The organism is Pseudomonas syringae group sp. 243L2, from assembly GCF_032587875.1.
Classification (GTDB): domain Bacteria; phylum Pseudomonadota; class Gammaproteobacteria; order Pseudomonadales; family Pseudomonadaceae; genus Aquipseudomonas; species Aquipseudomonas amygdali.
The window spans coordinates 194,271-219,906 of the sequence record NZ_JAWHPL010000010.1 but is presented as its reverse complement, the minus strand read 5'-3'; the positions used below and the strand labels follow the sequence as shown (position 1 = coordinate 219,906).

The window sequence follows — 25,636 nt, the reverse complement described above, 5'->3', positions numbered from 1 at the left end:
TCTTTGTCATGTTTCGTTATTAATGGATCTCTAGACGGTTTCAAGAACGATTCTCATCGGCTATGGGCAAGCCAGAAACTTCTGGTAAATCGGTTTTTTGGCGTTAGAATCGGCGCGCCTTCAGAAGTCGGGCCGATATTTACTGAATATCAGCCATATGCTTGATTGCACATGGCGCAGCCTTTGTCAGGCGATGTATGCGTAAAGCTGGAGGGCCTTGGTTGATAAGGGTTTCCGGCTTTTTTATTGCCTGTATTTCGGGTGTAAACTTGCCTTTCGCGCTCTAGCGCCTTCAGGTCCCGCGAACATGACACAGATCTCCGAACGTTTCCTGGTGCAGGCTCATCTCGATGCGAAGCAGCCCAAAGCGCTGAGCCCGGCAGAGCAGGCGCGTTACCGAGCCGACATTGCTGCCGAACTCAAGAAGCAGGATGCCGTGCTGGTCGCTCACTATTATTGCGACCCGGTCATTCAGGCCCTGGCCGAGGAAACCGGCGGTTGCGTGGCCGACTCTCTGGAAATGGCCCGCTTCAGCAATAACCACGCTGCCAGTACTGTATTGGTCGCAGGCGTGCGTTTCATGGGCGAAACCGCGAAGATTCTCAACCCGGAAAAACGCGTGTTCATGCCAACGCTCGAAGCCACCTGTTCGCTTGACGTAGGGTGCCCGGTCGATGAGTTTTCCGCGTTCTGCGATCAGCACCCGGAGCGTACCGTGGTGGTGTATGCCAACACCTCTGCAGCGGTCAAAGCCCGTGCGGACTGGGTAGTGACCTCTGGCTGTGCGCTGGAGATCGTCGAAAGCCTGATGGACAACGGCGAGAAAATCATCTGGGCTCCAGACAAGCATCTGGGCCGCTATATCCAGCGTGAAACCGGTGCCGATATGTTGCTGTGGGACGGTGCCTGCATTGTCCACGAAGAATTCAAATCCAAGCAGCTTGAAGACATGAAAGCCTTGTATCCCGAGGCTGCGATTCTTGTTCACCCGGAATCGCCGGAAGCAGTGATCGAGCTGGCTGACGTGGTCGGCTCCACCAGTCAGATGATTGCCGCCGCGCAGCGCTTGCCCAACAAGACGTTCATTGTGGCCACCGACCGGGGCATCTTCTACAAGATGCAGCAGCTGTGCCCGGACAAGATCTTCATCGAGGCGCCTACGGCCGGTAATGGCGCTGCATGCCGAAGCTGTGCACATTGTCCGTGGATGGCGATGAATACGCTTGAGCGCACCTTGCAGTGCCTGCGCGAGGGTAGCAATGAGATATTCGTTGACCCGGCGCTGATCCCCAACGCCGTACGTCCGTTGCAGCGCATGCTGGACTTCACTCAGGCGGCGCGCTTGCGACAAGCGGGTAATGCCTGACAGCGGTGATGAGAAAGCCCGACGCTTGTGTCGGGCTTTCTCATTCGGACATCAGTTCATCATGTCCTTGACCATCCGCTCTTGTTCAATCAGATCCTTTTGCCGTGCATCGATGCGCGACGCTAGCTGAAAGTTGTTGGCCGCACGGCGTTTGGCAAAGTCCAGCTGCTGGATTGCCTGACGGAAATCGCCGACCAGTGCGAAATATTCGGCACGCGCCTGATGCAGGCCGATGGTGTTGCCATTCAGGCCACGGGTTTCCGCCACGACGTACCAGATGTCGGGATCATCCGGGCGGGTCTTGAGCAGCGCTTCAAGGCTTTTTTCAGCTTCCGCGGTGCGGTTCTGCTTGAGCAGCACGTCAATGCGCACGTCATTGAGCGGGTAGCTGCCGGGGTACAGCGTCAGCATGCGATCGACCCGTTGCTGGGCATCGGCCAAGCGGTTATTGGTGATGTCCAGGTCGATCTGCGTCAGATTGTAGGTGATGTCGTTTGGCGCTTTTTCGAGTAATGGCTTGAGGGTTTCTCTGGCTTCGTTCAGTTGCCCACCCTTGATCTGCGCGATGGCCAGGCCATAGCGAGCCGGATCGGATTTCGGGTTTTCAACCAGTTGCGCACGAAAACGCTTGGCGGCGATACCTGGTGTTTCTTCATATATCAACGCAACGCGGGCACGCATCAGTTGATACAGCAGACTGTCTTCCTTGCCGCCAGGCTTGGCCTGCTCGGCGCGGTTGCGTGTGTCGGCGATCCGCGATTCGCTGACCGGGTGAGTCAGCAGAAACTCCGGAGGTCTGGCGTCGAATCGATATTGGCGCATGAGGCGCTCGAACATGGTCGGCATGTTACGCGGGTCATAACCGGCCTTCTCCAGGTTGAGAATGCCGATGCGGTCGGCCTCCTGCTCGTTCTGGCGTGAAAAGCGCCGTTGCTCCTGGATCGCGGCGGCCTGTGAGCCGGCGATGGTGGCGATACCCGCATCACCGGCGCCTGCGGCTGCCATGACGATACCTGCCAGCATCGCGGCCATGACTGGCACCTGCATGCGTTGCTGGGCTTCTATGCCTCTGGCGAAGTGGCGCTGCGACAAGTGAGCCAGCTCGTGAGCCAGTACCGAAGCGTACTCGCCCTCGGTCTGAGCATTGAGAAATAGACCGCCGTTGACGCCGATGATCCCGCCGGGTGCGGCAAAGGCGTTGAGTTGCGGGCTGTTGATCAGGATGAATTCAAGACGCCGGTCCTGAACCTGGCTGGTCTCGGCCAGGCGGTACACCGAGGTCTCGACGTAGTCCTTGAGTTGCGGGTCTGACAGTTGCGCCACTTGGCCGCGCAGCAAGCCCAGCCACGCACGGCCCAGACGGTGCTCCTGTTCGGGAGAGACAATCGAGGAGCTGGCGTCGCCAAGTGAAGGCAGGTCATCAGCCATGCCGTGTGTAGCGAACAGGCAAGCGAGGGTGAGCAGTGTAGGACGCAAAAAATTCATGCACGAAGCTCTGGTCAGAAGAACCTGTACTGTAGCTGGCTCAATGGCGTGCTGACCAGAGTGAGGTATTCTTGCCGCCTTATCCGCCATGCCTTTTCGGACATGGTTTGTAATTCGATGTGTCCGCCTGGAGAGAAACGATGTCTGACGCTGTAGTGCGCCCCGAGGTGTGCGACGCCGAACTGGATGCCAGTGGTCTCAACTGTCCGCTGCCTCTGCTGAAAGCCAAGATGGAACTCAATCGTCTGGCCAGTGGCGCGGTGCTGAAGGTGATCGCGACTGACGCCGGATCGCAGCGGGATTTTCGAACTTTTGCCAGACTTTCCGGGCATGAGTTGCTGCATGAAGAGGTCGACGCCGGCACTTATCTTTATTGGCTGCGCAAGGCTTGAACCACCACTGCCGTTTTTTTTGAAAAGGATGTTTGATGTTCAATGTGCTTCGCAATTGGGTGCAGCGCTACTTCTCCGATGAGGAAGCGGTGGTACTGGCGGTCTTGCTGTTTCTGGCGTTTACCCTTGTCCTGACCCTGGGCGGAATGCTCGCACCAGTCATTGCGGGGTTGGTGCTGGCCTTCCTGATGCACGGGTTGGTCAGTGTTCTGGAGCGCCTGCGCATGCCTGAAATGGCCGCAGTCGGCTTGGTCTTCACGCTGTTCATCGGTGCGCTGCTGCTGTTCCTGCTGGTGCTGGTACCACTGCTCTGGCACCAGTTGATCACGCTGTTCAACGAAGCACCGGGCATGCTTGCCAAGTGGCAGTCTGTACTGCTGTTGCTGCCCGAACGTTACCCGCATCTGGTTTCCGACGAGCAAGTGTTGCTGGCGATCGAAGTCGCCCGTGGTGAAGTGGGCAAGATCGGTCAGTTGGCGCTGACCTTCTCGATCTCCAGCCTGCCATTGCTGGTCAACCTGATGATCTACCTGGTGCTGGTGCCGATTCTGGTGTTCTTCTTTCTGAAGGATCGGCACATGATCGGCCGCTGGGCGCGCGGCTATCTGCCTCGCGAGCGTGCGTTGATCAACCGGGTGGCGGATGAGATGAAGCGTCAGATTGCCAATTATATTCGCGGCAAGGTCATAGAGATTTTCATCTGTGGTGGCGTGACCTACATCGCGTTCGCCGCGCTCGGGCTCAACTACGCAGCGCTGCTGGCGATGCTGGTCGGCATATCTGTGGTCGTGCCTTACGTTGGCGCGGTGGTGGTCACAGTGCCGGTGGCTTTGATCGGATTGTTCCAGTGGGGCTGGGGTGATCAGTTCATCTACCTGATGATTGCCCACGGCATCATTCAGGCGCTGGATGGCAACGTTCTGGTGCCGTTGCTGTTTTCCGAGGCCGTCAACCTGCACCCGGTTGCAATCATTTGCGCCGTGCTGCTGTTTGGCGGGCTGTGGGGATTCTGGGGGATCTTCTTTGCGATTCCGCTGGCCACGTTGTTCAAGGCCGTCCTCGATGCCTGGCCGCGTAATGAACCCACTGTGGCACCACTGCTTTAAGCAGCAAGTCTGGATCGTTGCGGCACCTTGCGTGCCGCAACGCTTATCGGAATATCAGCCTTTGTTCAGGGCCTCGGCCTGCGCCAGTACTTCAGCCACATGGCCCGGCACTTTCACGCCGCGCCATTCCTGACGCAGTACGCCTTCCTTGTCGATCAGAAAGGTGCTGCGGTCAACGCCCAGGTATTCCTTGCCATACAGCTTCTTGAGCTTGATGACGTCGAACAACTGGCAGACGGCTTCGTCCTTATCCGAAATAAGCTCGAACGGGAAAGACTGCTTGGCCTTGAAGTTTTCATGGGTCTTCAGGCTGTCTCGGGAAACACCGAGCACAACCGTATTGGCCGCCTGAAACTGCGCGATATGGTCACGAAAGTCCTGACCCTGCGTGGTGCAGCCGGGCGTGTTGTCTTTCGGGTAAAAATAAATCACGACCTGCTGACCCTTGAGCGCGGACAGCTCTACGGTCTGTCCGCTGGTCGCAGGTGCCTGAAAGTCGGGAACCGGTTGATCTACTGTGACGGTCATGGGAACTCCTTACATTGGGGCTTGTGGGCGCCAGGGTTCGATCAGTGCGTCGAGATTCAGCGCGTCGGCGAAATCGAGGAATTGATCGCGCAGCCAGCTGATCTGGGTCCCGGCAGGCAGTGTCACCGTGAATGTGGCATTAAGCATGGTGCCACCGGTCTGCGGAGCCTGATACGTGTCACAGATCAGATTTTCCAGCTCGACGTTGTGGTCAATGAAGAACTGGCACAGCTCATTGATGATGTCCGGGCGGTACGCCGAGCTGACGTAAGCTACGTAGGGCAGGGCTTCCGGGCGGTTCTCCAAGGTAGCGCTGCGTACCACGCTGGTGGTGAACGCATGCTTCTTGGAGAGGCTCGACAGGCCGGTTTCAAGGCGCGCCAGAGCGTCCCAACTGCCTGACACCTGAAGAATCAGCGCACTGCACTCACCGTGGCGAGTAAGGCGCGAGGTGACTACCGAGCAGCGGTTTTCATGGCTGGCACGGCACAGGACGTTGGTCAGCTCCATGGGGTTTGCGCCAAGGGCACTGATGACAAGGAATTGTTCGCGAACTGTGGGGGTGGACGACATGCAGCATTCCTAGACGATGAGCGGTCGGTACTTTTTCGGACTTGCGGGGCTGTTTCGACAATCGATGGCGCGAGATACCTTCCCGGGTCCCGGAGCGCCTGCCTTGCATGGAAGTACCATGACGGGGCTGGAGTGCACTGGGGCAGGGCTTCTGGCGACAAATTCGACCGATTGAGCGAGGTGCGCAGGTGACCAGTACCGATCAAAGGACGAAGGGTAGCGAAAACCATCGCTCAGGGGAATGCTCAGAGCGCGGTACTTCGCTTGTACAAGGCTGATAGCGCCAGTACCATTACGGCTCTCTTTTTCCGGCAGGAGCGGTTGCATGATTGCGGGCAGTATGGTGGCACTGGTCACACCAATGGATGCACAAGGTCGTCTGGACTGGGACAGCCTGAGCAAACTGGTTGACTTCCACTTGCAAGAGGGCACCAACGCCATTGTTGCCGTCGGCACCACCGGTGAATCGGCGACGCTGGATGTGAGCGAACACATCGAGGTCATCCGCCGTGTGGTTGCCCAGGTTGCAGGACGTATTCCGGTCATCGCCGGTACAGGCGCCAACTCGACGCGCGAAGCCGTCGAGCTGACCACCAACGCCAAGACCGCTGGCGCCGATGCGTGCCTGCTGGTAACGCCTTATTACAACAAGCCGACGCAAGAAGGCCTGTTTCAGCATTTCAGCCACATCGCCAATGCCGTAGACATCCCGCAGATCCTCTACAACGTGCCGGGCCGTACGGCCTGCGACATGCTGCCAGAGACTGTTGCGCGTCTGTCTGCGGTAAAAAACATCATCGGCATCAAGGAAGCCACCGGCAACCTGCAGCGCGCCAATGACATTCTGGCCAGCGTCAGCAGTGATTTTCTGGTGTACTCCGGTGACGACGCTACGGCAGTCGAATTGATGCTGCTGGGCGGCAAGGGCAATATTTCCGTCACTGCCAACGTTGCACCGCGCCTCATGAGCGATCTGTGCGAAGCGGCCATGCGTGGCGATGCCGAGACGGCGCGGGCGATTCACGAAAAGCTCATGCCGCTCAACAACACCCTGTTTATCGAATCCAACCCTATCCCCGTGAAGTGGGCCTTGCATGAAATGGGTAAGATGCCAGCCGGTATCCGTCTGCCGCTTACCTGGCTCAGCGAAGCCTGTCACGAACCGCTGCGTCAGGCCCTGCGCCAGTCCGGCGTCCTGGTTTAATTGAGGAAGTATCACGCAATGAAGCGATTGGCCGGACTTTCCGCACTTGCTCTTATTATCTCCAGCACCAGCGGTTGCGGTTGGCTCTGGGGCGAAGATGGTTACTTCCGTGATCGCGGTAGCGATTACCTCCAGGCTACCCAGACCCCACCCATGCAGGTGCCTGCCGATGTGTCCGGCGTCAAGCGCCTCGACCCGTTGCTGCCGATCCCGCGCAATGTGGCTGACAGCACCCAGAAAGAAGGTGAATACACGGTTCCTCGCCCTCTGCCACTGGGCACGACTTCCGAGTCGAGCGATTTCAGTCTGCAGAAAAGCGGCGATGCGCGCTGGATTCTGGCTCAGCGTCAGCCAGCCGAAGTCTGGCCGGTGGCTCATCAATACTTCGAAGACAATGGTTTCCGTATCGCTGAAGAGCGCCCGCAGACTGGCGAATTCAGCTCCTCGTGGCAGCGTCTTGATGAACTGTCCGCTTCGGTTGCCAAGCGCCTGAGCGCCGCTGGCGTTTCAGCCGACGCTGAAACCCGCGTGCGGGTTCGTATCGAGCCGGGCGTGCAGCGCAATACCAGTGAAGTCTATGTGGTGAGCGTCGAGCGTCCTGCCGGCAGCACGGCCGATGTGGCCTTCCCGACCCGAACCACCAACCTGGGCCTCGATGCCGCGCTGACCGACGACCTGCTGGCCAGCATGGGCCGCAACGCTGAAAAGGGCGGTTCGATTTCCCTGCTGGCAGCGCGTGACTATGACACCCCGAGCCGTGTTGCCTTGAGCGAAGACGGTAGTGGCAACCCGGTCTTGAACCTCGGTGCCGATCTCGACCGTGCGTGGTCGAGCGTCGGCCGTGCGCTTGATCAAGGTGACTGGCGCGTCGAGGACATAAACCGCAGCCTGGGTCTGTACTACATCAACCTGGCTGAAAAGGCCAAAACGCCTGAAAACGAGCCTGGTTTCTTCGGTCGCCTGTTTGGCAGCAAGTCGAGCAAGGAAGAGATCGATGCCCGTGCCGAGCGTTATCAGGTTCGCCTGAGCAAGGTGGGTGATAACGTTCAAGTGACCGTCGAGAAGAACATCAATACCGTTGCGCCTGCGGATATCGCGCGTCGGGTGTTGAGCGTTATTCAAGACAACCTGGGTTAAGTGCGTTTCGCGGTTCTCGGCAGCGGCAGTCGTGGCAACGGCACGCTGGTCGCAAGCAACGATACGTACGTACTGGTCGATTGCGGTTTCTCCCTGCGGGAAACCGAGCGCCGCCTGGCGCGTCTGGGCGTCGCTGCAAACCAGTTGAGTGCGATTCTGGTAACCCATGAGCATGCCGATCATGTGCATGGCGTGGGTTTGCTGTCGCGGCGCTACAATGTGCCGGTCTACCTCAGCAGCGGCACATTGCGCGGTATGCGCAAACCGGTTGAAGTTGCCGGTTTGCTGGCGGGCGGAGAGAGCTTGCAGGTTGGCGCGCTGGGCATCGATGTGGTGTCTGTCGCTCATGATGCGCTTGAACCGACGCAGTTTGTCTTCAACGACGGCAAGCGCCGCTTCGGTCTGCTGACCGACCTCGGCTCTTACTGCTCTAACGTATTGCAGCGTTATCAAGGCCTGGATGCCTTGATGATCGAGGCCAATCACTGTCGCGACATGCTTGCCCGAGGCCAGTATCCGGTCTTTCTCAAGCAGCGCGTTGGCTGTGAAACAGGTCATTTGAACAATCACCAGGCCGCCAGCCTGGTGAGCGAGCTGGGATGGCAGGACCTTCAGCACCTGGTGCTGGCGCATCTGAGCAGCAAGAACAACCTGCCGCATCTGGCCCGGCAATGTTTTGTCGACACCCTTGGGTGCGACCCGGACTGGCTGCAACTGGCCGATCAAGATTCAGGGCTCGACTGGCGACATATCGCCTAGCCCAACTACTTAGCAAGCGGAGCCCATCATGGAAAAACGTGAAGAACTCTACCGCGGCAAAGCCAAATCGGTTTACAAGACCGACGACGCTGACCGCTTGATCCTGCTGTTCCGTAACGACACTTCGGCGTTCGACGGCAAGCGCATCGAACAACTGGACCGTAAAGGCATGGTGAACAACAAGTTCAACGCCTTCATCATGCAAAAGCTTGAAGAAGCGGGCGTTCCGACCCAATTCGACAAGCTGCTGGGCGACAACGAGTGCCTGGTCAAGAAGCTCGACATGATCCCGGTCGAATGCGTCGTGCGTAACTACGCTGCCGGCAGCCTGGTCAAGCGCCTGGGCATCGAAGAGGGCACCAGGCTCAATCCTTACACCTTTGAACTGTTCCTCAAGGACGACGCCAAGGGCGACCCGTTCATCAACGAATCCCACGTTGTGGCATTCGGCTGGGGCACTGCCGAGCAACTGGTTCGCATGAAAGAGTTGTCGATCAAGGTCAACGAAGTTCTGACCAAACTGTTCGACGACGCTGGCCTGCTGCTGGTCGACTTCAAACTCGAATTCGGCGTATTCCACGGTGAAATCGTCCTCGGCGACGAATTCAGCCCGGACGGCTGCCGCCTCTGGGACAAGGACACTCGCAAGAAAATGGACAAGGACCGCTTCCGCCAGGGTCTGGGCGACGTCATCGAAGCTTACGAAGAAGTCGCAAACCGTCTGGGCGTGCCGCTATAAGCGGAAAAAACACGCAAGCGCTTGATAGCACGAAAAAAAACAGCAGAAGGGCTTCGCCTTCTGCGCTGATACTGTTATGATGCGCGCCGTTGGAGAGATGCCAGAGTGGCCGAATGGGACGGATTCGAAATCCGTTGTACCTTCACCGGTACCTAGGGTTCGAATCCCTATCTCTCCGCCATTATTTGAAAAGCCCCGTGAATATTTGATTCACGGGGTTTTTTGTTTTTAGGCTGTACTACCTCCCTCGTTCCCAGATTTTCCCCTTCCCCGACTCCGTTTTTTCCGCAGTCAAAGATAGCTGGCCGGTCAGAACTAGCTGAATTGATCCGGGATTTTTGGAGTGTTCAAGCGCTCGTTCCGTTCATGCAGCACGCGGACGATGAACACGACCTGGTTGCGAACCACATAGCTCACTAAGAAGGGGTAGCGAGTAAGTACCAGCTCGCGTACGTCCGGGGCTTGGGAAGGGCGTCCCATACCTGTAAACGTTGCGAGCTGCTCAATGGATTCCAGAATGGTGCTGACGACTTCGTCAGCTCTCTGATGGCCCATCAGCCCCGCATAATGCTCATGAATCGCTTCCAGATCGCTATCGGCTTTTTCACTTAACTCGATTTGCGGCACGTGCTACCCACTTGGCTTTAACCGTTTCCAGATTAATCGTCTTTCCTGCATCAATGTCGGCTAAGCCTTCGTCAATGGCTTTCAGGTGCCAGGCTTCTGCTTCGATATAGCGAGACAAAGCACGTTTCAGGTGGTACTGACGATCACGGTCCGTGGCAAGCGCTAGCTGGTCGAGCATTTCGACCAAGCCTTCTTCGACACGGAATGACAAAACAGGCGATGCCATATTGGCCTCCACGGGGGGTGATTGTAAACATTGTATACAGACTCCTGAAAAGTATACTTGAGGCCTTGATTGCGCAACAAATTTGTGTGCTTTTCGCCGAGTTGCTATTCACTTTTTGGAAATCGACAGCAACCCCGAACGCTTGAGCGAAGTCGGGACGATGCCGCCCCATCACCACTCCCAAACTATTCACCCCTCCCGGTTTCCCCTTTAGCCCTTTCTGATCTATACCTTGGGTTCAACGTTTTGTGAGGCGAGGAGCTATCAGATGTCGGACGTAGATCAGGTACAAAAGTCGCAACCCTCTCCCAGTCAGAGCCATGATGATGTGATTGCCCAGTTCAAGTGGCAGGGCAAGCAGATCGACTGGTTGCTGCAATGGCTGGTCAAGTTTGTCGCGAACACCAAGGTGGAGCTGGGCGTGACGCTGTCGGTGGGCGGGAATCTGGTTTCCGGGCATCTGATTTCTCACGACACCTATTTTGAGCAGTTGGCCGACGATATTTCGGCGCCGTTCAGTTCGTTTGCCAATGGCACTGACGCGACGATGAAAGAAATGATTCTGTCCTTCAAGCCGGGAGAGTCTTCCGAAGACACGCCAGCATTCCATTTCATTCACCTGAAGGATTGCCGGACCTATTCCACTGACGGTAATCCGATTTGCGACGCAGGTGTGTTGTGGCGCGGCAGGATCTCGGCGGTGGACGGCTTCACCATCGGGCTCATCGCTGAAAAACCAGGCGTGTCCTGACCTTTTCAGGCCCCGGCTTTCGTCGGGGCGTTCTCATCCATTCTGATGACGGTCTCCAGCGTGCTATGTGTACCCGCTGGTCTGGAAAGCTGCGCCGGTAGTAGCGTCACTTAGCCATTCTTTGCGCGACAAAATGTCGCAATGGGCCTTTAGCCGGGTAATATGTTCGCCCTGACCTTACACGCCGAATGGTTTTCGGCATGGCCTGATAGAGAACTGGCGACAAGAAAAAATAACAAGAAACGAGCCAGGCTGCCCGCCCCGGTCGACGTAAAGAATTAATGAGTAGACGAAAAAGGCGATTAGAGAAAATGACCAAAACTTCGCGACCTTTGTATATTTCCTATGCAGGACCCTCACTGCTGGAAATGCCCCTGCTGAACAAAGGCAGTGCCTTCACCCCGCAAGAGCGGGTCGAATTCAATCTGATCGGGCTCCTGCCGCAGAACGTAGAGACCATCGAAGAGCAAGTCACCCGGGTCTACAGCCAGTACAAGCAGTGCGCGAGCGATCTGGACAAGCATATCTACCTGCGTTCGATCCAAGACAACAACGAAACTCTGTTCTTCCGCCTGCTGGACTCGCATCTGGACGAGATGCTGCCGATTATCTACACCCCGACGGTGGGTCAGGCGTGTCAGGAATTCTCCAAGATCTACCGCACGCACCGTGGCCTGTTCATTTCCTACCCCGAGCGTGACCGCATCGATGACATTCTGCGCAGCGCCACCAAAGACCGGATCAAAATCATTGTCGTGACCGACAGCGAGCGAATTCTCGGTCTGGGCGACCAGGGCATCGGCGGCATGGGTATTCCGATTGGCAAACTGTCGCTGTACACCGCCTGTGGCGGCATCAGCCCGGCGTACACGCTGCCGATCGTGCTGGATGTGGGCACCAACAACCGTGAGCTGCTGGATGACCCGATGTACATGGGCTGGCGTCACGAGCGGGTATCGGGCAAGGAATACGAAGACTTCATCGCACTGTTCATCGATGCCGTACAGCGTCGATGGCCGGATGTGCTGTTGCAGTTTGAAGATTTTGCCCAGTCCAACGCCATGCCGCTGCTCGAAAAGTATCGGGACGAGCTGTGCTGCTTCAACGATGACATCCAGGGCACCGCGTCGGTTGCCGTGGGTACGTTGCTGGCGGCCTGCAAGGCCAAGAATGAAACCCTCGGCCAGCAGAAGGTGGTGTTCGTCGGTGCCGGTTCGGCGGGCTGCGGGATCGCCGAGCACATCATCGCAGCGATGCGAATTGAAGGCCTGAGTGAAAGCGAAGCGCGCAAACGAATCTTCATGGTTGATCGCTTCGGCCTGCTGACCGAGGGTATGGACAATCTGCTCGATTTCCAGAAGCGTCTGGCGCAGAAGACCGCCGATGTGTCTGGCTGGACTGCTGGCACAGAAGCCTTCCCGCAGTTGCTCGACGTGGTGACGAACGCCGGGGCCACGGTGTTGATCGGCGTGTCCGGGCAGCGTGGTCTGTTCACCGAGCAAGTGATTCGCGAACTGCACAAACATTGCGCCAAACCATTGGTAATGCCGCTATCCAATCCGACTTCCAAGGTAGAAGCCACGCCGGAAGAAATCCTGCGCTGGACGGATGGCAATGCGCTGGTTGCTACCGGCAGTCCGTTCGCGCCGGTGGAGATCAACGGTCGCACCGTGCACATCGCTCAGTGCAACAACTCCTATATCTTTCCGGGCATCGGCCTCGGCGTGGTGGCTTGCAAGGCGTCGCGCATCACCGACCGTATGCTGATGGCGGCATCCAATGCGCTGGCCGAGTGTTCGCCGATGGTCACGGGGCAGGGCGATGCGGTGTTGCCGCCACTCAAGGAAATTCAGCAAGTGAGCCGTAAAATTGCCCTGGCTGTTGCCAAAGAGGCCCAGGCTGAAGGCTTGGCACTGGAAACTTCCGAAGAGGCACTGCTTGAAGCCATCGAGCGTAATTTCTGGCTGCCGGGCTATCGTGCCTATCGCCGTCGTTCGGTCTGATCGAGCGTTTCCAGAGTGACAGCGTCTGCGCGAGCCTGCTTGCGCAGATGCTGTATTGGCGGGGTTATTGAGCGTTCATGGGCGCGTATTGCTTCACGGTGAAATAAGCTTCATTCAACCCAATCCTCTCACCGTTTTCACATAAAATTGATGAAGCGCTGCCTAGAGTGCGCGCCATCGGGAGTTATCTGGCTCCTGAATGCCCGATGCGTATTAATTCGATAAGCAGACCACGATGCCGACACCCAGAACTGTTCGTCCAGAGGTTGTTACCTTACTTGCCAGTGCCTTTCTGTTACTGGGTTTCAATATAAATCTGTGGCAGCATCTTTTCGCGATTACCAGCTCCGATGCCAAAGGTCTGGCCATGCGCTTTGCATTCGGGCTGATGATTTTCTGCGTATTCAATATCGTTCTGACGCTGTTGGCATTTCGCCGTGTGTTTAAGCCTGTGGTGATCGCTCTGTTTATGATCAGCGCCGGGGTGGTGTATTTCATGACCGAGTACGGTGTCATGATTGACGCCGGGATGTTCCGAAACTTTGCCGAAACCAACGTGACGGAAGTGCAGGGGCTGCTGTCTTTTAAACTGGCGTTGTATATCGTTCTGTTGGGTGTACTGCCTTCGCTGATTCTGTGGAAACTGCCGATCAGCTACCGTCGCTGGCACCTGGAGCTGTTCAGCAAGCTGGTGGTAGGCGTGGTCTGTTGCGTGGCAATAGGCGGCGTTGCGCTGGCGAATTATCAAGGTTTGTCCTCGTTGTTCCGCAACCATCACGAATTGCGCCTGATGGTCGTCCCAAGCAATTACATCGGTGCCTCGCTTGGCTACCTGAGCGAGCAAGTGATCTCCGCACAGCGCCCGTTCGTCAAGATTGGCGAGGACGCCAAGCGGTCGGCGGACTGGGCCACGCATGCCCGCAAGTCGTTGACCGTACTGGTCGTGGGTGAAAGTGCCCGTGCCGAAAACTTCGGAATTCTTGGCTATGGTCGCGACACCACGCCCAACCTGAACAAGGAGAGCGGGTTGGTGGCGTTTACCGATGTTTACTCGTGCGGCACCGAAACCGCAGTGTCGGTGCCGTGCATGTTCTCCAACATGGGTCGAAAGAACTACAACGCAACCAAGGCCCGTAATCAGGAAGGTTTGTTGGATGTCCTGAAGCGTGCCGGTATAGAAGTGGTGTGGCGTGATAATCAGGCGGGCTGCAAAGGGACCTGTGATCGAGTGACCTTCCAGGATGTCAGTAATCTCAAGGACCCGTTGTTGTGCAACAGCCATGAATGCCGCGACGAGATACTGTTGCAAAACCTGCAGGGTTTTATCGACAGCCTCGACAAGGACACTGTTCTGGTGCTGCACCAGATGGGTAGCCATGGCCCTGAATACTTCAAGCGTTACCCTAAAGAGTTTGAAAAGTTTACGCCGGTGTGTGAAAGCAATGCCTTGAACAATTGCAGCCGGGACAGCATCGTCAATGCCTACGACAACACACTGTTGTATACCGATCACGTACTGGCCACGTTGATTGATCTGTTGCGCAGTAATCAAAACAAGGTCGACACTGCCATGGTGTACCTGTCGGACCATGGTGAGTCGCTTGGCGAGTACAACTTGTTCTTGCACGGCACACCGTATGTGCTGGCTCCTGATCAGCAAAAGCATGTGCCGATGCTTATCTGGTTGTCCGATACCTATCAGAAGTCCTTTGCAGTCAGCCCGGAGTGCCTGGCCAAACAGCGCAATGCGCCGTTGAGCCAGGACAATCTCTTTCATTCAATGCTCGGCTTGTTGAAAGTCGACACTCAGGTCTACAACCCAAGCCTGGATATGTTCGCCGGGTGCCGCACTGAGCTGGCGGCCGCTGACAAGCAGTAAAATCTGTGCTTGCTCAGGATAGAGATCGTTTCCACGCTTGCGTGGGGACGCTCATCCTTGGCCCTTTTGCCAGGCAACAGTTCCTCCTGTCCGTCATTTGCGTGAAGATACGCCAGACCGGGACGACAGACGCGCGATAATCTCCCATCACGATATATACTGCGCGCCATTGTTGAAGGGAGAGCCGTGTGGCCATCGATATTCACTGGATTCGCGACGACGACAGCCTCGCCCGGCATTGCGCAGAATGGCAGTTGCTGCCTTTTGTCGCGCTCGACACCGAGTTTATGCGGGTCGATACTTTTTACCCGATAGCAGCGTTGCTGCAGATTGGCGACGGGCAAAGCGCCTGGCTTATTGATCCTTTGCTGATCAACGACTGGCAGCCGCTGTCTGCGCTGCTCGAAAACCCCGACGTCATCAAGGTAGTGCACGCGTGCAGCGAGGACCTCGAAGTTTTGCTGCGTCTGACTGGCAGCCTGCCGGTGCCGTTGTTTGATACCCAGTTGGCAGCCGCTTACCTGAACCTCGGTTTTTCCATGGGCTATTCGCGTCTGGTGCAGGAGGTCCTCAACATCGACCTGCCCAAGGGCGAAACCCGTTCTGACTGGCTGCAACGTCCGCTGTCGGAAACGCAGATCAGCTATGCCGCTGAAGATGCAGTGCACCTTGCCGAGCTTTTCTCCATCCTGCGTCCGCGTTTGTCCGATGACAAATACGCCTGGCTGCTGGATGACGGTGCCGAACTGGTCGCCAACCTGCGCCGCGAAGTTGACCCGTACGAGGTCTACCGTGAGGCCAAACTGGCCTGGAAACTGTCCCGTGCCCAGTTGGCGGTGCTGCGTGAGTTGTGTGCCTGGCGTGAGCGCGAGGCGCGCGCCCGCAACCTGCCGCGCAACCGCATTGTGCGTGAGCACTCGCTGTGGCCATTGGCCAAGACGCAGCCGGATAACCTCGCTGCACTGGGGCGTATCGAAGACATGCACCCGCGCACCGTTCGCCATGACGGCGAGTTTCTGCTTGAGCTGATAAAGACCGCAGGCACGCTTCCGCCAGAAGAGTGGCCTCCTGCATTGCCTGAGCCACTGCCCATTGATGCGGCCGGGTCGATCAAGCGTCTGCGTGCAATCGGTCAGCAATACGCCGAGCAACTGGACATGGCCCCGGAGTTGATGCTGCGCAAGAAGACTCTCGAAGCGCTGCTCAAGAGCGGCTACCCCGACGGTCCTTACCAATTGCCCGACTCGCTGCGTGGCTGGCGTCGCGAGTTGATGGGTCAGGCGCTGCTGGACAGCCTGGCCACCCCCGGAGAACAGTCTTGAAGCGTATCTGCTCGATTTATCGCAGCCCGAAAAGAAACGAGATGTACCTTTACGTCTTGAAAAGCGATGTCCTCAAACGCGTGCCGCCTGAACTGCTGGTCGCGTTTGGCAAGCCGGTTCATGCATTTGACCTGGTCCTGAGTCCCGAGCGTGCGCTGTCGCGCGAGGACATCAATGTGGTGCTGGAGAATCTCGATAGCCAGGGCTATCACCTGCAGATGCCCCCTGCCGAAGATGACTACATCGAGCATTTGCCGGAAGAGCTGCTGCGCCGCAACGATCCGATGTAATAGTTGCTCACGTTGTAAAGCGGTCCACATCGCCGTGGGCTGCCTGTCCTGTTTTTAAGGTTTTTGAAACATGCGCGTTCTGATTGCCGAGCACGATTATCACGTTTACACCCAATTGTTGCGCAAGGCTGCGCCTGATCTGGAAGTCTTCAGCACGGGCGACTCTGCCGAGCTGTCGCGAATGGCCAGCGATTGCCCGGTCTGGCTGGGACAGCCGGACCTGATGGCCAACCTGCTGCGTCAAGGGCACAAGCCTCAGTGGCTGCAATCCACCTGGGCGGGTATTACGCCACTGCTGGCCGACAGCCTGTCGCGCGAATATCGCCTGACACGTGCAGTCGGGATTTTCGGTCAGGTCATGGCCGAATTTGTTTTGACCTACATGCTCGGCCACGAGCGTGAGGTGCTGGCGCGTTTGATGAGTCAGGTCGAGCGCAAGTGGGACAATCGTACTGGCCAGAGTCTGTCTGGTCGCAAGGTATTGATCGTGGGCGCCGGTGATATCGGCCAGCGTGTCGCCGAGTTTCTTTTGCCGTTCGGTGTGCACGTCTACGGCGTGGCCTCCAGTGCGCGCACTCAGGCGCCGTTCATCGAGATAACACCGCTGTCTGACATGACGCGTCTGCTTGGCGAGATGGATTACGTCATCAATCTACTGCCCAACACACCTGAGACCCACGACCTGTATGACGCGAAGCTGTTTGCCAGCTTCAAGCCAACGGCGCTGTTCATTAACGTTGGGCGCGGTGTAGCGGTTGTGGACGCAGATCTGGTCGAGGCGTTGAAGGAAGGCCATCTGGCCGGTGCGGTCATTGACGTCTGCCGTCAGGAGCCTTTGCCGCAGCGCCATCCATTCTGGACCGCCTATGGTCTGCTGTTGACCGGTCACAGTTCGGCACCGACATCGCCGGTGGCCATGACCGAGCTTTTCGTTGAAAACCTCAAGGCGTTTCAGGCTGGAGAAGCACTGCGCGGAGAGGTCGATTTTTCGCGAGGTTATTGAAGCCGTTCCGAACGAGCCGACGTTTAGGCGTCGGCTCGTCGGCATCGATTGCAGAGAACAGTCAGTTACAGCGAAAAATCACCCTCAGCAGCCAGTTCTGCCAGTGGCTTGCGCGGGCTTGGCGCTTCGCGGCCTTGCAGGTATTCCGGCAGCGTCGACTTGTCACCGATTTTGCCGATGGCTACGGCAGCGTGCAGTGCGTAATCCTCTGGAATGTTCAGCTCCTTGCGGGTCAGGTCCTGATCGAAGCCCGCCATGCCGTGGGTGTGCCAGCCGCTCAGGCTCGCTTGCAGCGCAAGATAACCCCAGGCCGAGCCGGTATCGAAGGTGTGCCACAAGGCCGGGCTTTCTTCGGTTGCGCCTGGCGCGACGAAGGTGGTCTTGGAGACGATGATCACCAATGCTGCTGCATGTTGCGCCCAGTTGCGGTTGAACTCGTTCAGCAGGCCCAGATAACGCTCCCAGTTAGGCGTGTCGCGACGTGCATACAGAAAACGCCAAGGCTGCGTGTTGTAGGCCGAGGGTGCCCAGCGTGCCGCTTCGAAAAAGCTCAGCAGGGTTTCCTGATCGATGCTTTCGCCACTGAATGCACGTGGCGACCAGCGCTCGGTGAATTGCGGGTCGATAGGGTGATCGGCGATGCGAGGGTTCGTGCTCATGAAAGTCCTTGATAGCGAAGGTGAAAAACGAGCGTGGCTTGATGGGCCGTGGTCGGCAGGCATCGCTTGAGCGCACTGGAAAACCCGTTAACGCTACTGTTTTGCCCTGTCGCTGACAAGTCCCGGCTACCGGCAGTCGCAAGTGCTTGGCCCGCACCCCTTGTACCTCTAGACTGACGGCCTTTTCATTTTCGATATCGTTGTCCGAACCATGGCCGCTAAAGTTGAACCCTTCTGGATTCGCAAGACCCTCGACCAGCTCAACACCGAGGAGTGGGAATCGTTGTGCGATGGCTGTGGCTTGTGCTGCCTGCAGAAGCTGGAAGACGAAGAGGACAACAGCGTTTATTACACGCGGATCGCTTGCAAGCTGCTGGACCTGAAGACCTGCCAGTGCTCCGACTACGCCAATCGTCGTGCGTCGGTGCCTGACTGTATTCAGCTGACGCCGGGGCAGGCAGATGAATTCAAATGGCTACCGCCGACCTGTGGCTATCGGCTGGTCAGCGAGGGCAAGGATTTGCCGCTCTGGCATCACTTGGTGTGTGGTGATCGCACGGCTGTGCATCACGAGCGTATCTCCCAGTCAGGCCGCATGCTCAGCGAGAACAGTGTGGCCGAAGACGACTGGGAGGATTACCTGATCTTTCGCGCAGGTTGAGCGTTTAAACGACCGGCTTTGGCTCGGCCAGCGCTTCCACACCTTTGACGGCAGCGTTTTTCACCGCGTTTTCGGCGTCGTCTTTCAGGTTGTTCAACTGGGCACCGGCACGTTCGATAGTCGAGCGGGCGCTGTGCAGGTCGCTGCGACCTTTTTCCACCAGGCTTTTGGCCGAGCAGTGACCGCTGATGCCGCGAGCCAGCACTGCGCCGCCGATGGCCAGTTGGATCAGGCCCAGAAAGCCGCCACGACGGACACCTTTGCCCATCATCAGTACACCGCCAGCCAGTGAGCCAATGCGCTCCCAGCCGTGGACGTTCTGATCAGGGTTGCGCTGCAGCAGTTCAGGTGTGTCGATGCGTTCGATAATCGGGGTGTCGCGCATGATGGCTCTCCATGAGGCGGTAATTCGCAGGAAGTAGGTAGTAAACCGGTTCAGAGAAACTGACTGCTCGCCCGCGACACAGGTTCAATGCTTTTCCGTCAGCGGTCGCTGGCCGGATCGATTTTCTCGCGACCAAACTGTGGCCCCGAGCGGGTATTGATGCCTTTGGCCATGCGGTCGTAGAGCACCACATTGACGGTCGCGGCCAGATTCATGCATCCCTCGGTCGGGATATAGACCACGTCTTCACACCAGTCGCGAATGTCCTGATCCAGCGAGCCGTCTTCCGGACCGAAGATATACAACGCGCGGTCAGGGTGCGTGTATTCAGGCAGGGCACGGGCACCGTCCACCAGTTCGACGGCCACCGGAATACAACCCAGCGGCAGAATGCTTTTGAGGTCTTCGATGCCGATCAGCGGGATGTCCTGATGGATTTTCTTGGTGTCGGTGATGAAATCCCGCGCACGCTCATAGCGTTTACCGGTATAGAACACCGACGCCACACCGTAGCAGCCGGCTGCTCGCATGACGGAGCCGACATTTTCCGGGGACTTGGGGTTGTAAAGACCGATGCAGGCGTACCGTTTATTGGCCACGGGGAGGGTGCTCTGAAGAAAACCGGGGATTATACGGCAGCGTCAGAGCAATGCCATTTTCAATTCCGACGCTCTCAGAACCACATGCGTAAACCGACGACCAGCCGTGCATCGGCAACGTCCTCGCCGTCTTCGCGTGCGTAATCGGCGGTATTGCCGTAGGACCGATCCCAGGTTACGCCCACGTAAGGAGCGAATTGCGGGGTGATTTCATAGCGCAGCCGAAGGCCGAACTCACTGGTCGACAGGCCCGAGCCATTGCCGCGTTGCGGGTCGTTCTTGCCGTAGAAATTCAGCTCGGCAGTGGGTTGAAGAATCAGATTGTTGGTCAGCAACAGGTCGTAGTCGGCTTCCAGGCGCGCCGCGGTCTGCCCGGCTTCACCGATGAATGCGGTGGCTTCGATATCAAGATCCGAAATCGCCTGCCCTTGCAGGCCGAAAGCCGCCCAGGTTTGTGGCGCGCCAGGTTTGAAGTCCTGGCGTGCGCCAGCGACTACGTCCCACGATGAGCTGACGGCATGACCCCATAACGCCTGGACTTCCGCTTCCTCGGTCTTGCCGTTGCTGCGCTCGCCCTCTGAACGCAGCAGCAAGCGGTCGACATCACCGCCAATCCAGCCGGACAGGTCCCAGGCCAGCGCGCTGCCGTCGTTTGCGTCCTGCCATTCCAGCTTGTCGGCCAGAAAGTAACTGTTGATGGCGCTGTCGTGGACCTGATGCCCGCTATGGCTGGTGTACACCGCAGCCCGGTCGGCGTCGGTGACGGGCGGGATTGGTGTTCGGCTCTGCATGGGGACGGCATTGTGCTCGCTGGCGTCCATAGGCATCGAGTGGCTGCCATGATCCATGCCTTCCATGCCTTCCATTCCGGCAGCCAGCGTGGTTGCCCAGGGTGTTATGGCCAGGCCTGCCGTCAGCAGCAGGGTTGGCAGGCAGGACGAGTTGCGCAATCCATTCACCGGTAAAATCCTCATTCTTCCACCCGCACTTCGCGGAACATGCCCATTTCCATGTGGTACAGCATGTGACAGTGATAAGCCCAACGGCCCAGTGCGTCAGCGGTGACGCGATAGCTGCGGCGTGAACCCGGAGGCATGTCGATGGTGTGTTTGCGCACCATGAACTGACCGTTTTCGTCTTCCAGATCGCTCCACATGCCGTGCAGATGGATGGGGTGAGACATCATCGTGTCGTTGACCAGCAGGATACGCACTCGCTCGCCGTACTTGAGCATGAGCGGTTTGGCGTCCGAGAATTTCACACCGTCGAACGACCAGGCGAATTTTTCCATGTGCCCGGTCAGGTGCAGTTCGATCGTGCGGCTGGGCTCACGACCGTCCGGGTCTTCGAAGGTGCTGCGCAGGTCTGTGTAAGTCAGAACTCTGCGCCCGTTGTTCCTGAGGCCGATGCCCGGATCGTCGAGTTTGGGCGAGGTGCTCATGGCCTGCATGTCGACCAGCGGATTGTTTTGTTCGCTGTCCGGGTGTGACTGCATGGCAGGTGTTTCTTTCATCGGCATCTTGCTATGGTCCATGCCGGGCATCGAGTCATGGCCCATCTTGCTATGGTCCATGCCTGACATGTCGTCCATCGCCGGGGCTGCGCCGTGGTTCATGCTGTCATGATCCATACCCGCCATGCCCACATCATCCATGCTCAGCAATGGGCGTGGATCCAGGGGCGGGACCACGGCATGCAAGCCGGGCCTGCTGGCCAGGGTGCCGCGGGCGTAGCCGGTGCGGTCCATCGACTGGGCGAACAGCGTGTAGGCACCTTCGGCAGGCTCGACGATCACGTCGAAGGTTTCTGCCACTGCGATGCGCAATTCATCGACCGTTACTGGCTTGACGTGCAAGCCATCGCTGGCGACTACGGTCATTTTCAGGCCCGGAATACGCACGTCGAAATACGTCATGGCCGAGCCGTTGATCAAGCGCAGTCGAATCCGCTCGCCAGGCTTGAACAGGCCGGTCCAGTTCATGTCCGGGGCCTGGCCGTTCATCAGGTAGGTGTAGGTCGCGCCGCTGACATCCGCCAGGTCGGTCGGCTCCATCCCCATTTTCGCCCACATCCAGCGATCACGAGTGGTCTCGCTCCAGCCTTTCTCACCGACGTCGTTGATGAAGTCGCCGACAGTACGCTTGTTATTGTTGTAATAATCGGACTGTTTCTTGAGCGTTTTCATCAGTTGAAGCGGCTCTTCGTCGGTCCAGTCGCTGAGCATGATCACGTGTTCGCGGTCGTACTTGAATGGCTCTGGCTCTTTGGCGTCGATCACCAGCGGCCCGTAAACCCCCGACTGTTCCTGAAAGCCCGAGTGGCTGTGGTACCAATAGGTGCCGTTCTGTTTGACCTTGAAGCGATAGACGTACATGCCATCGGCCGCGATACCGTCGAAGCTCAGCCCCGGCACGCCGTCCATGTTGGCGGGCAGAATGATGCCGTGCCAGTGGATCGAGGTGGCTTCGTCGAGACGGTTTTTTACCCTGATGGTCACCGTATCGCCTTCGCGCCAGCGCAACAGCGGGCCTGGAATACCGCCGTTGATCGTCATCGCGGTTCTGGTATTACCCGTGATATTGACCTGGGTTTCGCCGACATACAGATCGAACTCGGTGCCGGACAGCCCGGCCGGCTGACCCGGGTTCGGAACCGCCCATGCCGGACTGCGCCACAGCCCCAGGCCACCGAGGATGCCACTGGCGGCAAGCCCTTTCACAAAGGTTCGTCTTGAGGTACAGGAGGGCATGGCGAAGTATCCGGTCAGTCGGTTGGCCGCAGGTCGAAGACTGCGTGGGTAGGGCGGGGAAATACGGTGGCGGGAAAGTACCGGGTTACTCGTCCTTCTTCATCAATCCCGCCAGCGCGGCGAACGGGTTGTGGGTTGCCTTGGCGGTTTTCGGAGTGCTCAGCGAACCGTCGGCGAAATACTGCTGATCGGTGTAACGCGAGTGCTCGTTGTCGTGGCAATACAGGCACAGCAGCTCCCAGTTGGAACCGTCCTGCGGGTTGTTGTCATGGTTGTGGTCGCGGTGGTGCACGGTCAGTTCGCTGAGGCGTTTGCCAGCGAACTCGCGGGCGCAACGGCCGCAAACGTGCGGGTACATGCGCAACGCCTTGTCGCGGTAACCCATTTCTCGGTCGCGCTGGGCGTCGGCCAGAATGCGGTCCAGCTTGGCAGTATGGGAAGGAGGATTGGCCGTGCTCATGGTGTCACCTGTGCGTGTGCGCATTGAAAGCGGAATATCGGCAAGTTTAGCGCCAGATGGGCAAACTCACACCTGCTGCGACAGTAATTGGCCGTCGACCATGCGCAGGCGCCTGGACAACGAGATGGCCAGGGCACGAATGATCTTGGCGGCGATTTTCGGCGCTTCGTCGAGCATCTTGTCCAGAGAGTCGCGTCCCAGGTTCAATAACTGGCATTGGGTGGCCGCGATACAGCTGGCCGAGCGACGTTCGCCATCCAGTACAGCCATTTCCCCGAACGCCCGCCCGCGCCGCAGAACGGCGATTTCGACCTGTTGACCGTCTGCGGCAAGTTTCTGCACAGACACAGTGCCTTGATGAATGATGCACATGAATGTCCCGGCATCGCCCTCGGCAAAGATGGTCTCGCCTTTTTCGATGTCGGTAATGCTGAAATACCCGGCTACAGTCACGAAGTCGCCGGGCAGCAGCGTGTCGAACAGGCCGCAGTCCAGCAGCATGTCGCGTATGGCGTTGTTCAGGTTGGACAATGGTTCTGACATGGTTCGGTCTTTCAATCCTGATACGAAGGGGGCAGCTCCGTGCCCCCCGATGCTAGTAAGACAGGTGTTTCACGCCAAGTTCATTCGGCGATCTGCAATACCTTGAAGATAAACGCGTACTCCAGCGCCACGTCACGCAACCCTTGATAGCGACCGCTCATGCCGCCGTGTCCGGCACCCAGTTCGGTCTTGAGCAGCAGCAGATTATCGTCGGTTTTGCGGGCGCGTAACTTCGCGACCCATTTGGCGGCTTCCCAATACTGCACACGGCTGTCGTTGTAACCGGCGATGACCAGCATGGCCGGGTACGCCTGAGCGCTGACGTTCTCATAAGGCGCGTAGGACTTGATGCGCTCATAGACCTCAGGCTCCTGCGGGTTGCCCCATTCGTCGTATTCGGTGACGGTCAACGGCAGGTCCGGATCGAGCATGGTGTTCAGCACATCGACGAACGGCACTTCGGCAATTGCTGCCTTGAACAGCTCGGGTCGCTGATTGAGCACGGCACCGATCAGCAGGCCACCGGCGCTGCCGCCGCTGATCACAAGCTGTTCGGCGCTGGTCAGGCCCTGAGCAACAAGGTGTTCGGCGCAGGCAATGAAGTCGCCGAAGGTGTTCTGCTTGTGTTCCTGCTTGCCATTGCGATACCAGGCCTCGCCCAGCTCGCCACCGCCGCGTACATGGGCGATGGCAAACGCCACGCCACGTTCAAGCAGGCTCAGGCGCGCGTGGGAAAACCACGGGTCGAGGCTTTCGCCGTAGGCACCGTAGCCGTACAGATACAGCGGGGTCGCCTTGCCGGCCAGTTCGCGCTTGACCACCAGGCTGATCGGCACCTGAGTGCCATCACTGGCGGTCGCCCACAGACGCTGGCTGACGTAGGCGTCGGCGTTGAAAGTGCCCAGCACCGGTGTTTCCTTGAGCACTACCTGCTCGCCGCTGGCCAGGGTCAGTTGACGCACCTGTGCCGGACGGTTCAGCGACTGATAGCGCAGGCGAATTCTGTCGCTGTCGAACTCCAGGGTGTCCTGCACATACAGGCTGTACGCGGCGTCGGGCAACTGCACGCGATAGGCAGGCAGGTCCTGCGAGCGCACTTCGATGATCGGCAGGCCGCCCTCGCGCAGGCTCAGACTGATGGCCTTCGCGTTGAGGCTCACGCCTTCGAGCATGACCTTGTCATCGTGCGCAACCAGGGTCTGCCAGTCTTCGCGAGCCGGGGTGCCACTGGCGTGTTCCGCTGCGTGATACAGCGCGAAGTTGATGCCGCTCTGATTGCTGCGGATGAACCAGCTCCACACACCATCGAGCAGCCCGTGATCCGGATAATACTCGTGCCCTTCGCTGCGCGGCGCGAGGCAGGTGAAGGCCTGTTGCGGATGATCGGCGTCCAGCACCCAGGCTTCGCTGGTGGTTTTGCTGTTGAGCAGAATGATCAGTTGGCGTTCGGAACTGCTGCGGAAGCAGTGCAGGAAGAATCGACCGTCCGGCTCATCGAACACCAGCTCTGCCGATGCATTGCCCAATGTGTGGCGATGCAGCCTGCCGGGGCGATGGGTCTCGTCCAGCTCGCCGAAAAACAGGGTCTGGCTGTCGTTGGCCCAGGTCATGCTGCCGTCGCAGTCCTCAAACGGCAGGCTGCTGATCTGGCCGGTGCTCAGTTCCTTGACGTAAAGCTGGTACACCTCGTCGCCACTGGTGTCCAGGCTGTAGGCCAGGCGCTGGTGGTCGGGGCTGATGCTGAACGCGCCCAGCGAAAAGAAGCCGCCATCGGCCATGGCGTTCGGGTCCAGCAACAGTTCTTCAAGGCTTTCGTCCACGGTATTGGAGTCGTCGGCCGGGCGCGGGCAGCGATAGTGACGGGCGTATTCATCGCCTTGTGTGGTGCGCGTGTAATAAAGGTACGGCCCCCAAGGGGAGGGCAGTGACAGATCGGTTTCAAGGATACGGCCCTTGATCTCCTGAAACAGGTTTTCGCGCAACCCGGTCTGCTCTGCCAGTTGCTGCTCCTGCCAGGCGTTTTCCGCCTTGAGGTAGTCGAGCACCTCGTCAGTGTCGCGGTTCTGTAGCCAGGCATAGGGATCGGAACCGTCGGCCTTGCGAGCAATCGGGGCGCTGGAGGTTGCATTCGAGAAGGACATGCTGGGCTCTCTGTTTAGGCATCAATCATGGAAATTCGGTACACGCTGA

General features: G+C 58.1%; 27 protein-coding genes and 1 tRNA gene. 15 read left to right on the top strand and 13 right to left on the bottom strand.

From position 1 onward, the window contains the following. Positions 1 to 307: 307 nt before the first annotated feature. The gene (nadA, locus tag RYB66_RS04950) at positions 308 to 1,366 is read left to right on the top strand and encodes a quinolinate synthase NadA (protein ID WP_002552585.1); all 1,059 of its coding nucleotides are present in this window, start codon (positions 308 to 310) and stop codon (positions 1,364 to 1,366) included. A gap of 51 nt (positions 1,367 to 1,417) precedes the next feature. Here the strand turns inward: nadA and RYB66_RS04945 are convergent, their stop codons facing one another. Continuing rightward, on the bottom strand, positions 1,418 to 2,851 hold the full coding sequence (locus tag RYB66_RS04945) for a M48 family metalloprotease (RefSeq protein WP_057405451.1): 1,434 nt from the start codon (positions 2,849 to 2,851) through the stop codon (positions 1,418 to 1,420). 140 nt (positions 2,852 to 2,991) lie between these two features. Between RYB66_RS04945 and RYB66_RS04940 the strand changes: the two genes are divergently transcribed. Further along, positions 2,992 to 3,243 carry a sulfurtransferase TusA family protein gene (locus tag RYB66_RS04940; RefSeq protein WP_002552587.1) on the top strand — a complete coding sequence of 84 codons (252 nt, stop codon included), beginning with the start codon at positions 2,992 to 2,994 and terminating at the stop codon, positions 3,241 to 3,243. Between the two features lie 35 nt (positions 3,244 to 3,278). After that, positions 3,279 to 4,349: an AI-2E family transporter gene (locus tag RYB66_RS04935; protein WP_005740979.1), complete on the top strand. Its 1,071-nt coding sequence runs from the start codon at positions 3,279 to 3,281 to the stop codon at positions 4,347 to 4,349. Between the two features lie 54 nt (positions 4,350 to 4,403). On the opposite strand, the gene RYB66_RS04930 is transcribed toward RYB66_RS04935, so the two are convergent. Both RYB66_RS04930 and RYB66_RS04925 read right to left on the bottom strand, forming a co-directional pair. Continuing rightward, entirely contained in the window at positions 4,404 to 4,877 is a 474-nt protein-coding gene (locus tag RYB66_RS04930) for a peroxiredoxin (RefSeq protein ID WP_002552589.1), read from the bottom strand. A gap of 9 nt (positions 4,878 to 4,886) precedes the next feature. Beyond that, a complete protein-coding gene (locus tag RYB66_RS04925) occupies positions 4,887 to 5,450 on the bottom strand; it encodes a glycine cleavage system protein R (protein WP_003317383.1) in 564 nt (187 codons plus the stop codon). Between the two features lie 325 nt (positions 5,451 to 5,775). Here RYB66_RS04925 and dapA point away from each other — a divergent pair, with 325 nt between their 5' ends. From dapA to RYB66_RS04900, 5 genes are all read left to right on the top strand, one after another. Then, positions 5,776 to 6,654, top strand: a complete 879-nt coding sequence (gene dapA / locus RYB66_RS04920) for a 4-hydroxy-tetrahydrodipicolinate synthase (RefSeq protein ID WP_316893932.1) — start codon at positions 5,776 to 5,778, stop codon at positions 6,652 to 6,654. Between the two features lie 18 nt (positions 6,655 to 6,672). Beyond that, positions 6,673 to 7,791 (top strand): outer membrane protein assembly factor BamC, encoded by a 1,119-nt coding sequence (bamC, locus tag RYB66_RS04915; protein ID WP_005732873.1) that lies wholly within the window; start codon positions 6,673 to 6,675, stop codon positions 7,789 to 7,791. Then, complete coding sequence (locus RYB66_RS04910; RefSeq protein WP_002552593.1) at positions 7,792 to 8,550, top strand: MBL fold metallo-hydrolase; 759 nt, start codon at positions 7,792 to 7,794, stop codon at positions 8,548 to 8,550. A 28-nt stretch (positions 8,551 to 8,578) separates the two neighbouring features. Then, positions 8,579 to 9,289 carry a phosphoribosylaminoimidazolesuccinocarboxamide synthase gene (purC, locus tag RYB66_RS04905; protein ID WP_002552594.1) on the top strand — a complete coding sequence of 237 codons (711 nt, stop codon included), beginning with the start codon at positions 8,579 to 8,581 and terminating at the stop codon, positions 9,287 to 9,289. A gap of 91 nt (positions 9,290 to 9,380) precedes the next feature. Next, positions 9,381 to 9,470, top strand: a tRNA-Ser gene (locus RYB66_RS04900). Between the two features lie 134 nt (positions 9,471 to 9,604). Here RYB66_RS04900 and RYB66_RS04895 read toward each other — a convergent pair. After that, a complete protein-coding gene (locus tag RYB66_RS04895; protein ID WP_057405452.1) occupies positions 9,605 to 9,916 on the bottom strand; it encodes a type II toxin-antitoxin system RelE/ParE family toxin in 312 nt (103 codons plus the stop codon). Further along, positions 9,894 to 10,142 carry a CopG family ribbon-helix-helix protein gene (locus RYB66_RS04890; protein ID WP_057405476.1) on the bottom strand — a complete coding sequence of 83 codons (249 nt, stop codon included), beginning with the start codon at positions 10,140 to 10,142 and terminating at the stop codon, positions 9,894 to 9,896. The genes RYB66_RS04895 and RYB66_RS04890 overlap by 23 nt, the downstream gene beginning before the upstream one ends. Before the next feature lie 268 nt (positions 10,143 to 10,410). On the opposite strand from RYB66_RS04890, the gene gvpU reads away from it, so the two are divergent. The 6 genes from gvpU (at position 10,411) to RYB66_RS04860 (ending at position 17,390) form a co-directional block, all read left to right on the top strand. Then, positions 10,411 to 10,893, top strand: a complete 483-nt coding sequence (gene gvpU / locus RYB66_RS04885; RefSeq protein WP_002552597.1) for a gas vesicle accessory protein GvpU — start codon at positions 10,411 to 10,413, stop codon at positions 10,891 to 10,893. Between the two features lie 311 nt (positions 10,894 to 11,204). Further along, a complete protein-coding gene (locus tag RYB66_RS04880) occupies positions 11,205 to 12,896 on the top strand; it encodes an NAD-dependent malic enzyme (RefSeq protein WP_005732877.1) in 1,692 nt (563 codons plus the stop codon). 235 nt (positions 12,897 to 13,131) lie between these two features. After that, on the top strand, positions 13,132 to 14,775 hold the full coding sequence (locus tag RYB66_RS04875) for a phosphoethanolamine transferase (protein WP_005740972.1): 1,644 nt from the start codon (positions 13,132 to 13,134) through the stop codon (positions 14,773 to 14,775). A 188-nt stretch (positions 14,776 to 14,963) separates the two neighbouring features. Next, the gene (rnd, locus tag RYB66_RS04870) at positions 14,964 to 16,097 is read left to right on the top strand and encodes a ribonuclease D (RefSeq protein WP_004664279.1); all 1,134 of its coding nucleotides are present in this window, start codon (positions 14,964 to 14,966) and stop codon (positions 16,095 to 16,097) included. Further along, entirely contained in the window at positions 16,094 to 16,387 is a 294-nt protein-coding gene (locus tag RYB66_RS04865; RefSeq protein WP_003407219.1) for a YcgL domain-containing protein, read from the top strand. The genes rnd and RYB66_RS04865 overlap by 4 nt, the downstream gene beginning before the upstream one ends. Before the next feature lie 70 nt (positions 16,388 to 16,457). Then, on the top strand, positions 16,458 to 17,390 hold the full coding sequence (locus RYB66_RS04860) for a D-2-hydroxyacid dehydrogenase (RefSeq protein WP_057405454.1): 933 nt from the start codon (positions 16,458 to 16,460) through the stop codon (positions 17,388 to 17,390). A gap of 65 nt (positions 17,391 to 17,455) precedes the next feature. Here the strand turns inward: RYB66_RS04860 and RYB66_RS04855 are convergent, their stop codons facing one another. Then, complete coding sequence (locus RYB66_RS04855; RefSeq protein WP_004657710.1) at positions 17,456 to 18,049, bottom strand: nitroreductase family protein; 594 nt, start codon at positions 18,047 to 18,049, stop codon at positions 17,456 to 17,458. A 211-nt stretch (positions 18,050 to 18,260) separates the two neighbouring features. Here RYB66_RS04855 and RYB66_RS04850 point away from each other — a divergent pair, with 211 nt between their 5' ends. Continuing rightward, positions 18,261 to 18,710, top strand: coding sequence for a YcgN family cysteine cluster protein (locus RYB66_RS04850; RefSeq protein WP_002552606.1), 450 nt, complete (start codon positions 18,261 to 18,263; stop codon positions 18,708 to 18,710). A 4-nt stretch (positions 18,711 to 18,714) separates the two neighbouring features. Here the strand turns inward: RYB66_RS04850 and RYB66_RS04845 are convergent, their stop codons facing one another. The 7 genes from RYB66_RS04845 to RYB66_RS04815 all read right to left on the bottom strand — a co-directional run bounded on the left by RYB66_RS04845 (position 18,715) and on the right by RYB66_RS04815 (position 25,587). Further along, positions 18,715 to 19,095 (bottom strand): DUF2892 domain-containing protein, encoded by a 381-nt coding sequence (locus RYB66_RS04845; protein WP_002552607.1) that lies wholly within the window; start codon positions 19,093 to 19,095, stop codon positions 18,715 to 18,717. A gap of 98 nt (positions 19,096 to 19,193) precedes the next feature. Continuing rightward, on the bottom strand, positions 19,194 to 19,694 hold the full coding sequence (locus RYB66_RS04840) for an RNA methyltransferase (RefSeq protein WP_002552608.1): 501 nt from the start codon (positions 19,692 to 19,694) through the stop codon (positions 19,194 to 19,196). Between the two features lie 74 nt (positions 19,695 to 19,768). Continuing rightward, positions 19,769 to 20,653 carry a copper resistance protein B gene (locus RYB66_RS04835; protein WP_316893928.1) on the bottom strand — a complete coding sequence of 295 codons (885 nt, stop codon included), beginning with the start codon at positions 20,651 to 20,653 and terminating at the stop codon, positions 19,769 to 19,771. A gap of 11 nt (positions 20,654 to 20,664) precedes the next feature. Further along, on the bottom strand, positions 20,665 to 22,443 hold the full coding sequence (locus tag RYB66_RS04830) for a copper resistance system multicopper oxidase (protein WP_316893926.1): 1,779 nt from the start codon (positions 22,441 to 22,443) through the stop codon (positions 20,665 to 20,667). 85 nt (positions 22,444 to 22,528) lie between these two features. After that, complete coding sequence (locus RYB66_RS04825; RefSeq protein WP_002552611.1) at positions 22,529 to 22,903, bottom strand: YajD family HNH nuclease; 375 nt, start codon at positions 22,901 to 22,903, stop codon at positions 22,529 to 22,531. A gap of 66 nt (positions 22,904 to 22,969) precedes the next feature. Continuing rightward, on the bottom strand, positions 22,970 to 23,446 hold the full coding sequence (locus RYB66_RS04820; protein ID WP_002552612.1) for a cyclic nucleotide-binding domain-containing protein: 477 nt from the start codon (positions 23,444 to 23,446) through the stop codon (positions 22,970 to 22,972). An 80-nt stretch (positions 23,447 to 23,526) separates the two neighbouring features. Next, entirely contained in the window at positions 23,527 to 25,587 is a 2,061-nt protein-coding gene (locus tag RYB66_RS04815; RefSeq protein WP_117139797.1) for a S9 family peptidase, read from the bottom strand. Positions 25,588 to 25,636 lie beyond the last annotated feature (49 nt).

Excerpts from the sequence above, each read along its gene's own strand:
- nadA (WP_002552585.1), top strand. The coding sequence starts at position 308 with ATGACACAGATCTCCGAACGTTTCCTGGTGCAGGCTCATCTCGATGCG.
- RYB66_RS04945 (WP_057405451.1), bottom strand. The coding sequence starts at position 2,851 with ATGAATTTTTTGCGTCCTACACTGCTCACCCTCGCTTGCCTGTTCGCT.
- RYB66_RS04940 (WP_002552587.1), top strand. The coding sequence starts at position 2,992 with ATGTCTGACGCTGTAGTGCGCCCCGAGGTGTGCGACGCCGAACTGGAT.
- RYB66_RS04935 (WP_005740979.1), top strand. The coding sequence starts at position 3,279 with ATGTTCAATGTGCTTCGCAATTGGGTGCAGCGCTACTTCTCCGATGAG.
- RYB66_RS04930 (WP_002552589.1), bottom strand. The coding sequence starts at position 4,877 with ATGACCGTCACAGTAGATCAACCGGTTCCCGACTTTCAGGCACCTGCG.
- RYB66_RS04925 (WP_003317383.1), bottom strand. The coding sequence starts at position 5,450 with ATGTCGTCCACCCCCACAGTTCGCGAACAATTCCTTGTCATCAGTGCC.
- dapA (WP_316893932.1), top strand. The coding sequence starts at position 5,776 with ATGATTGCGGGCAGTATGGTGGCACTGGTCACACCAATGGATGCACAA.
- bamC (WP_005732873.1), top strand. The coding sequence starts at position 6,673 with ATGAAGCGATTGGCCGGACTTTCCGCACTTGCTCTTATTATCTCCAGC.
- purC (WP_002552594.1), top strand. The coding sequence starts at position 8,579 with ATGGAAAAACGTGAAGAACTCTACCGCGGCAAAGCCAAATCGGTTTAC.
- RYB66_RS04890 (WP_057405476.1), bottom strand. The coding sequence starts at position 10,142 with ATGGCATCGCCTGTTTTGTCATTCCGTGTCGAAGAAGGCTTGGTCGAA.
- gvpU (WP_002552597.1), top strand. The coding sequence starts at position 10,411 with ATGTCGGACGTAGATCAGGTACAAAAGTCGCAACCCTCTCCCAGTCAG.
- RYB66_RS04880 (WP_005732877.1), top strand. The coding sequence starts at position 11,205 with ATGACCAAAACTTCGCGACCTTTGTATATTTCCTATGCAGGACCCTCA.
- RYB66_RS04875 (WP_005740972.1), top strand. The coding sequence starts at position 13,132 with ATGCCGACACCCAGAACTGTTCGTCCAGAGGTTGTTACCTTACTTGCC.
- RYB66_RS04860 (WP_057405454.1), top strand. The coding sequence starts at position 16,458 with ATGCGCGTTCTGATTGCCGAGCACGATTATCACGTTTACACCCAATTG.
- RYB66_RS04855 (WP_004657710.1), bottom strand. The coding sequence starts at position 18,049 with ATGAGCACGAACCCTCGCATCGCCGATCACCCTATCGACCCGCAATTC.
- RYB66_RS04850 (WP_002552606.1), top strand. The coding sequence starts at position 18,261 with ATGGCCGCTAAAGTTGAACCCTTCTGGATTCGCAAGACCCTCGACCAG.
- RYB66_RS04845 (WP_002552607.1), bottom strand. The coding sequence starts at position 19,095 with ATGCGCGACACCCCGATTATCGAACGCATCGACACACCTGAACTGCTG.
- RYB66_RS04830 (WP_316893926.1), bottom strand. The coding sequence starts at position 22,443 with ATGCCCTCCTGTACCTCAAGACGAACCTTTGTGAAAGGGCTTGCCGCC.
- RYB66_RS04825 (WP_002552611.1), bottom strand. The coding sequence starts at position 22,903 with ATGAGCACGGCCAATCCTCCTTCCCATACTGCCAAGCTGGACCGCATT.
- RYB66_RS04820 (WP_002552612.1), bottom strand. The coding sequence starts at position 23,446 with ATGTCAGAACCATTGTCCAACCTGAACAACGCCATACGCGACATGCTG.
- RYB66_RS04815 (WP_117139797.1), bottom strand. The coding sequence starts at position 25,587 with ATGTCCTTCTCGAATGCAACCTCCAGCGCCCCGATTGCTCGCAAGGCC.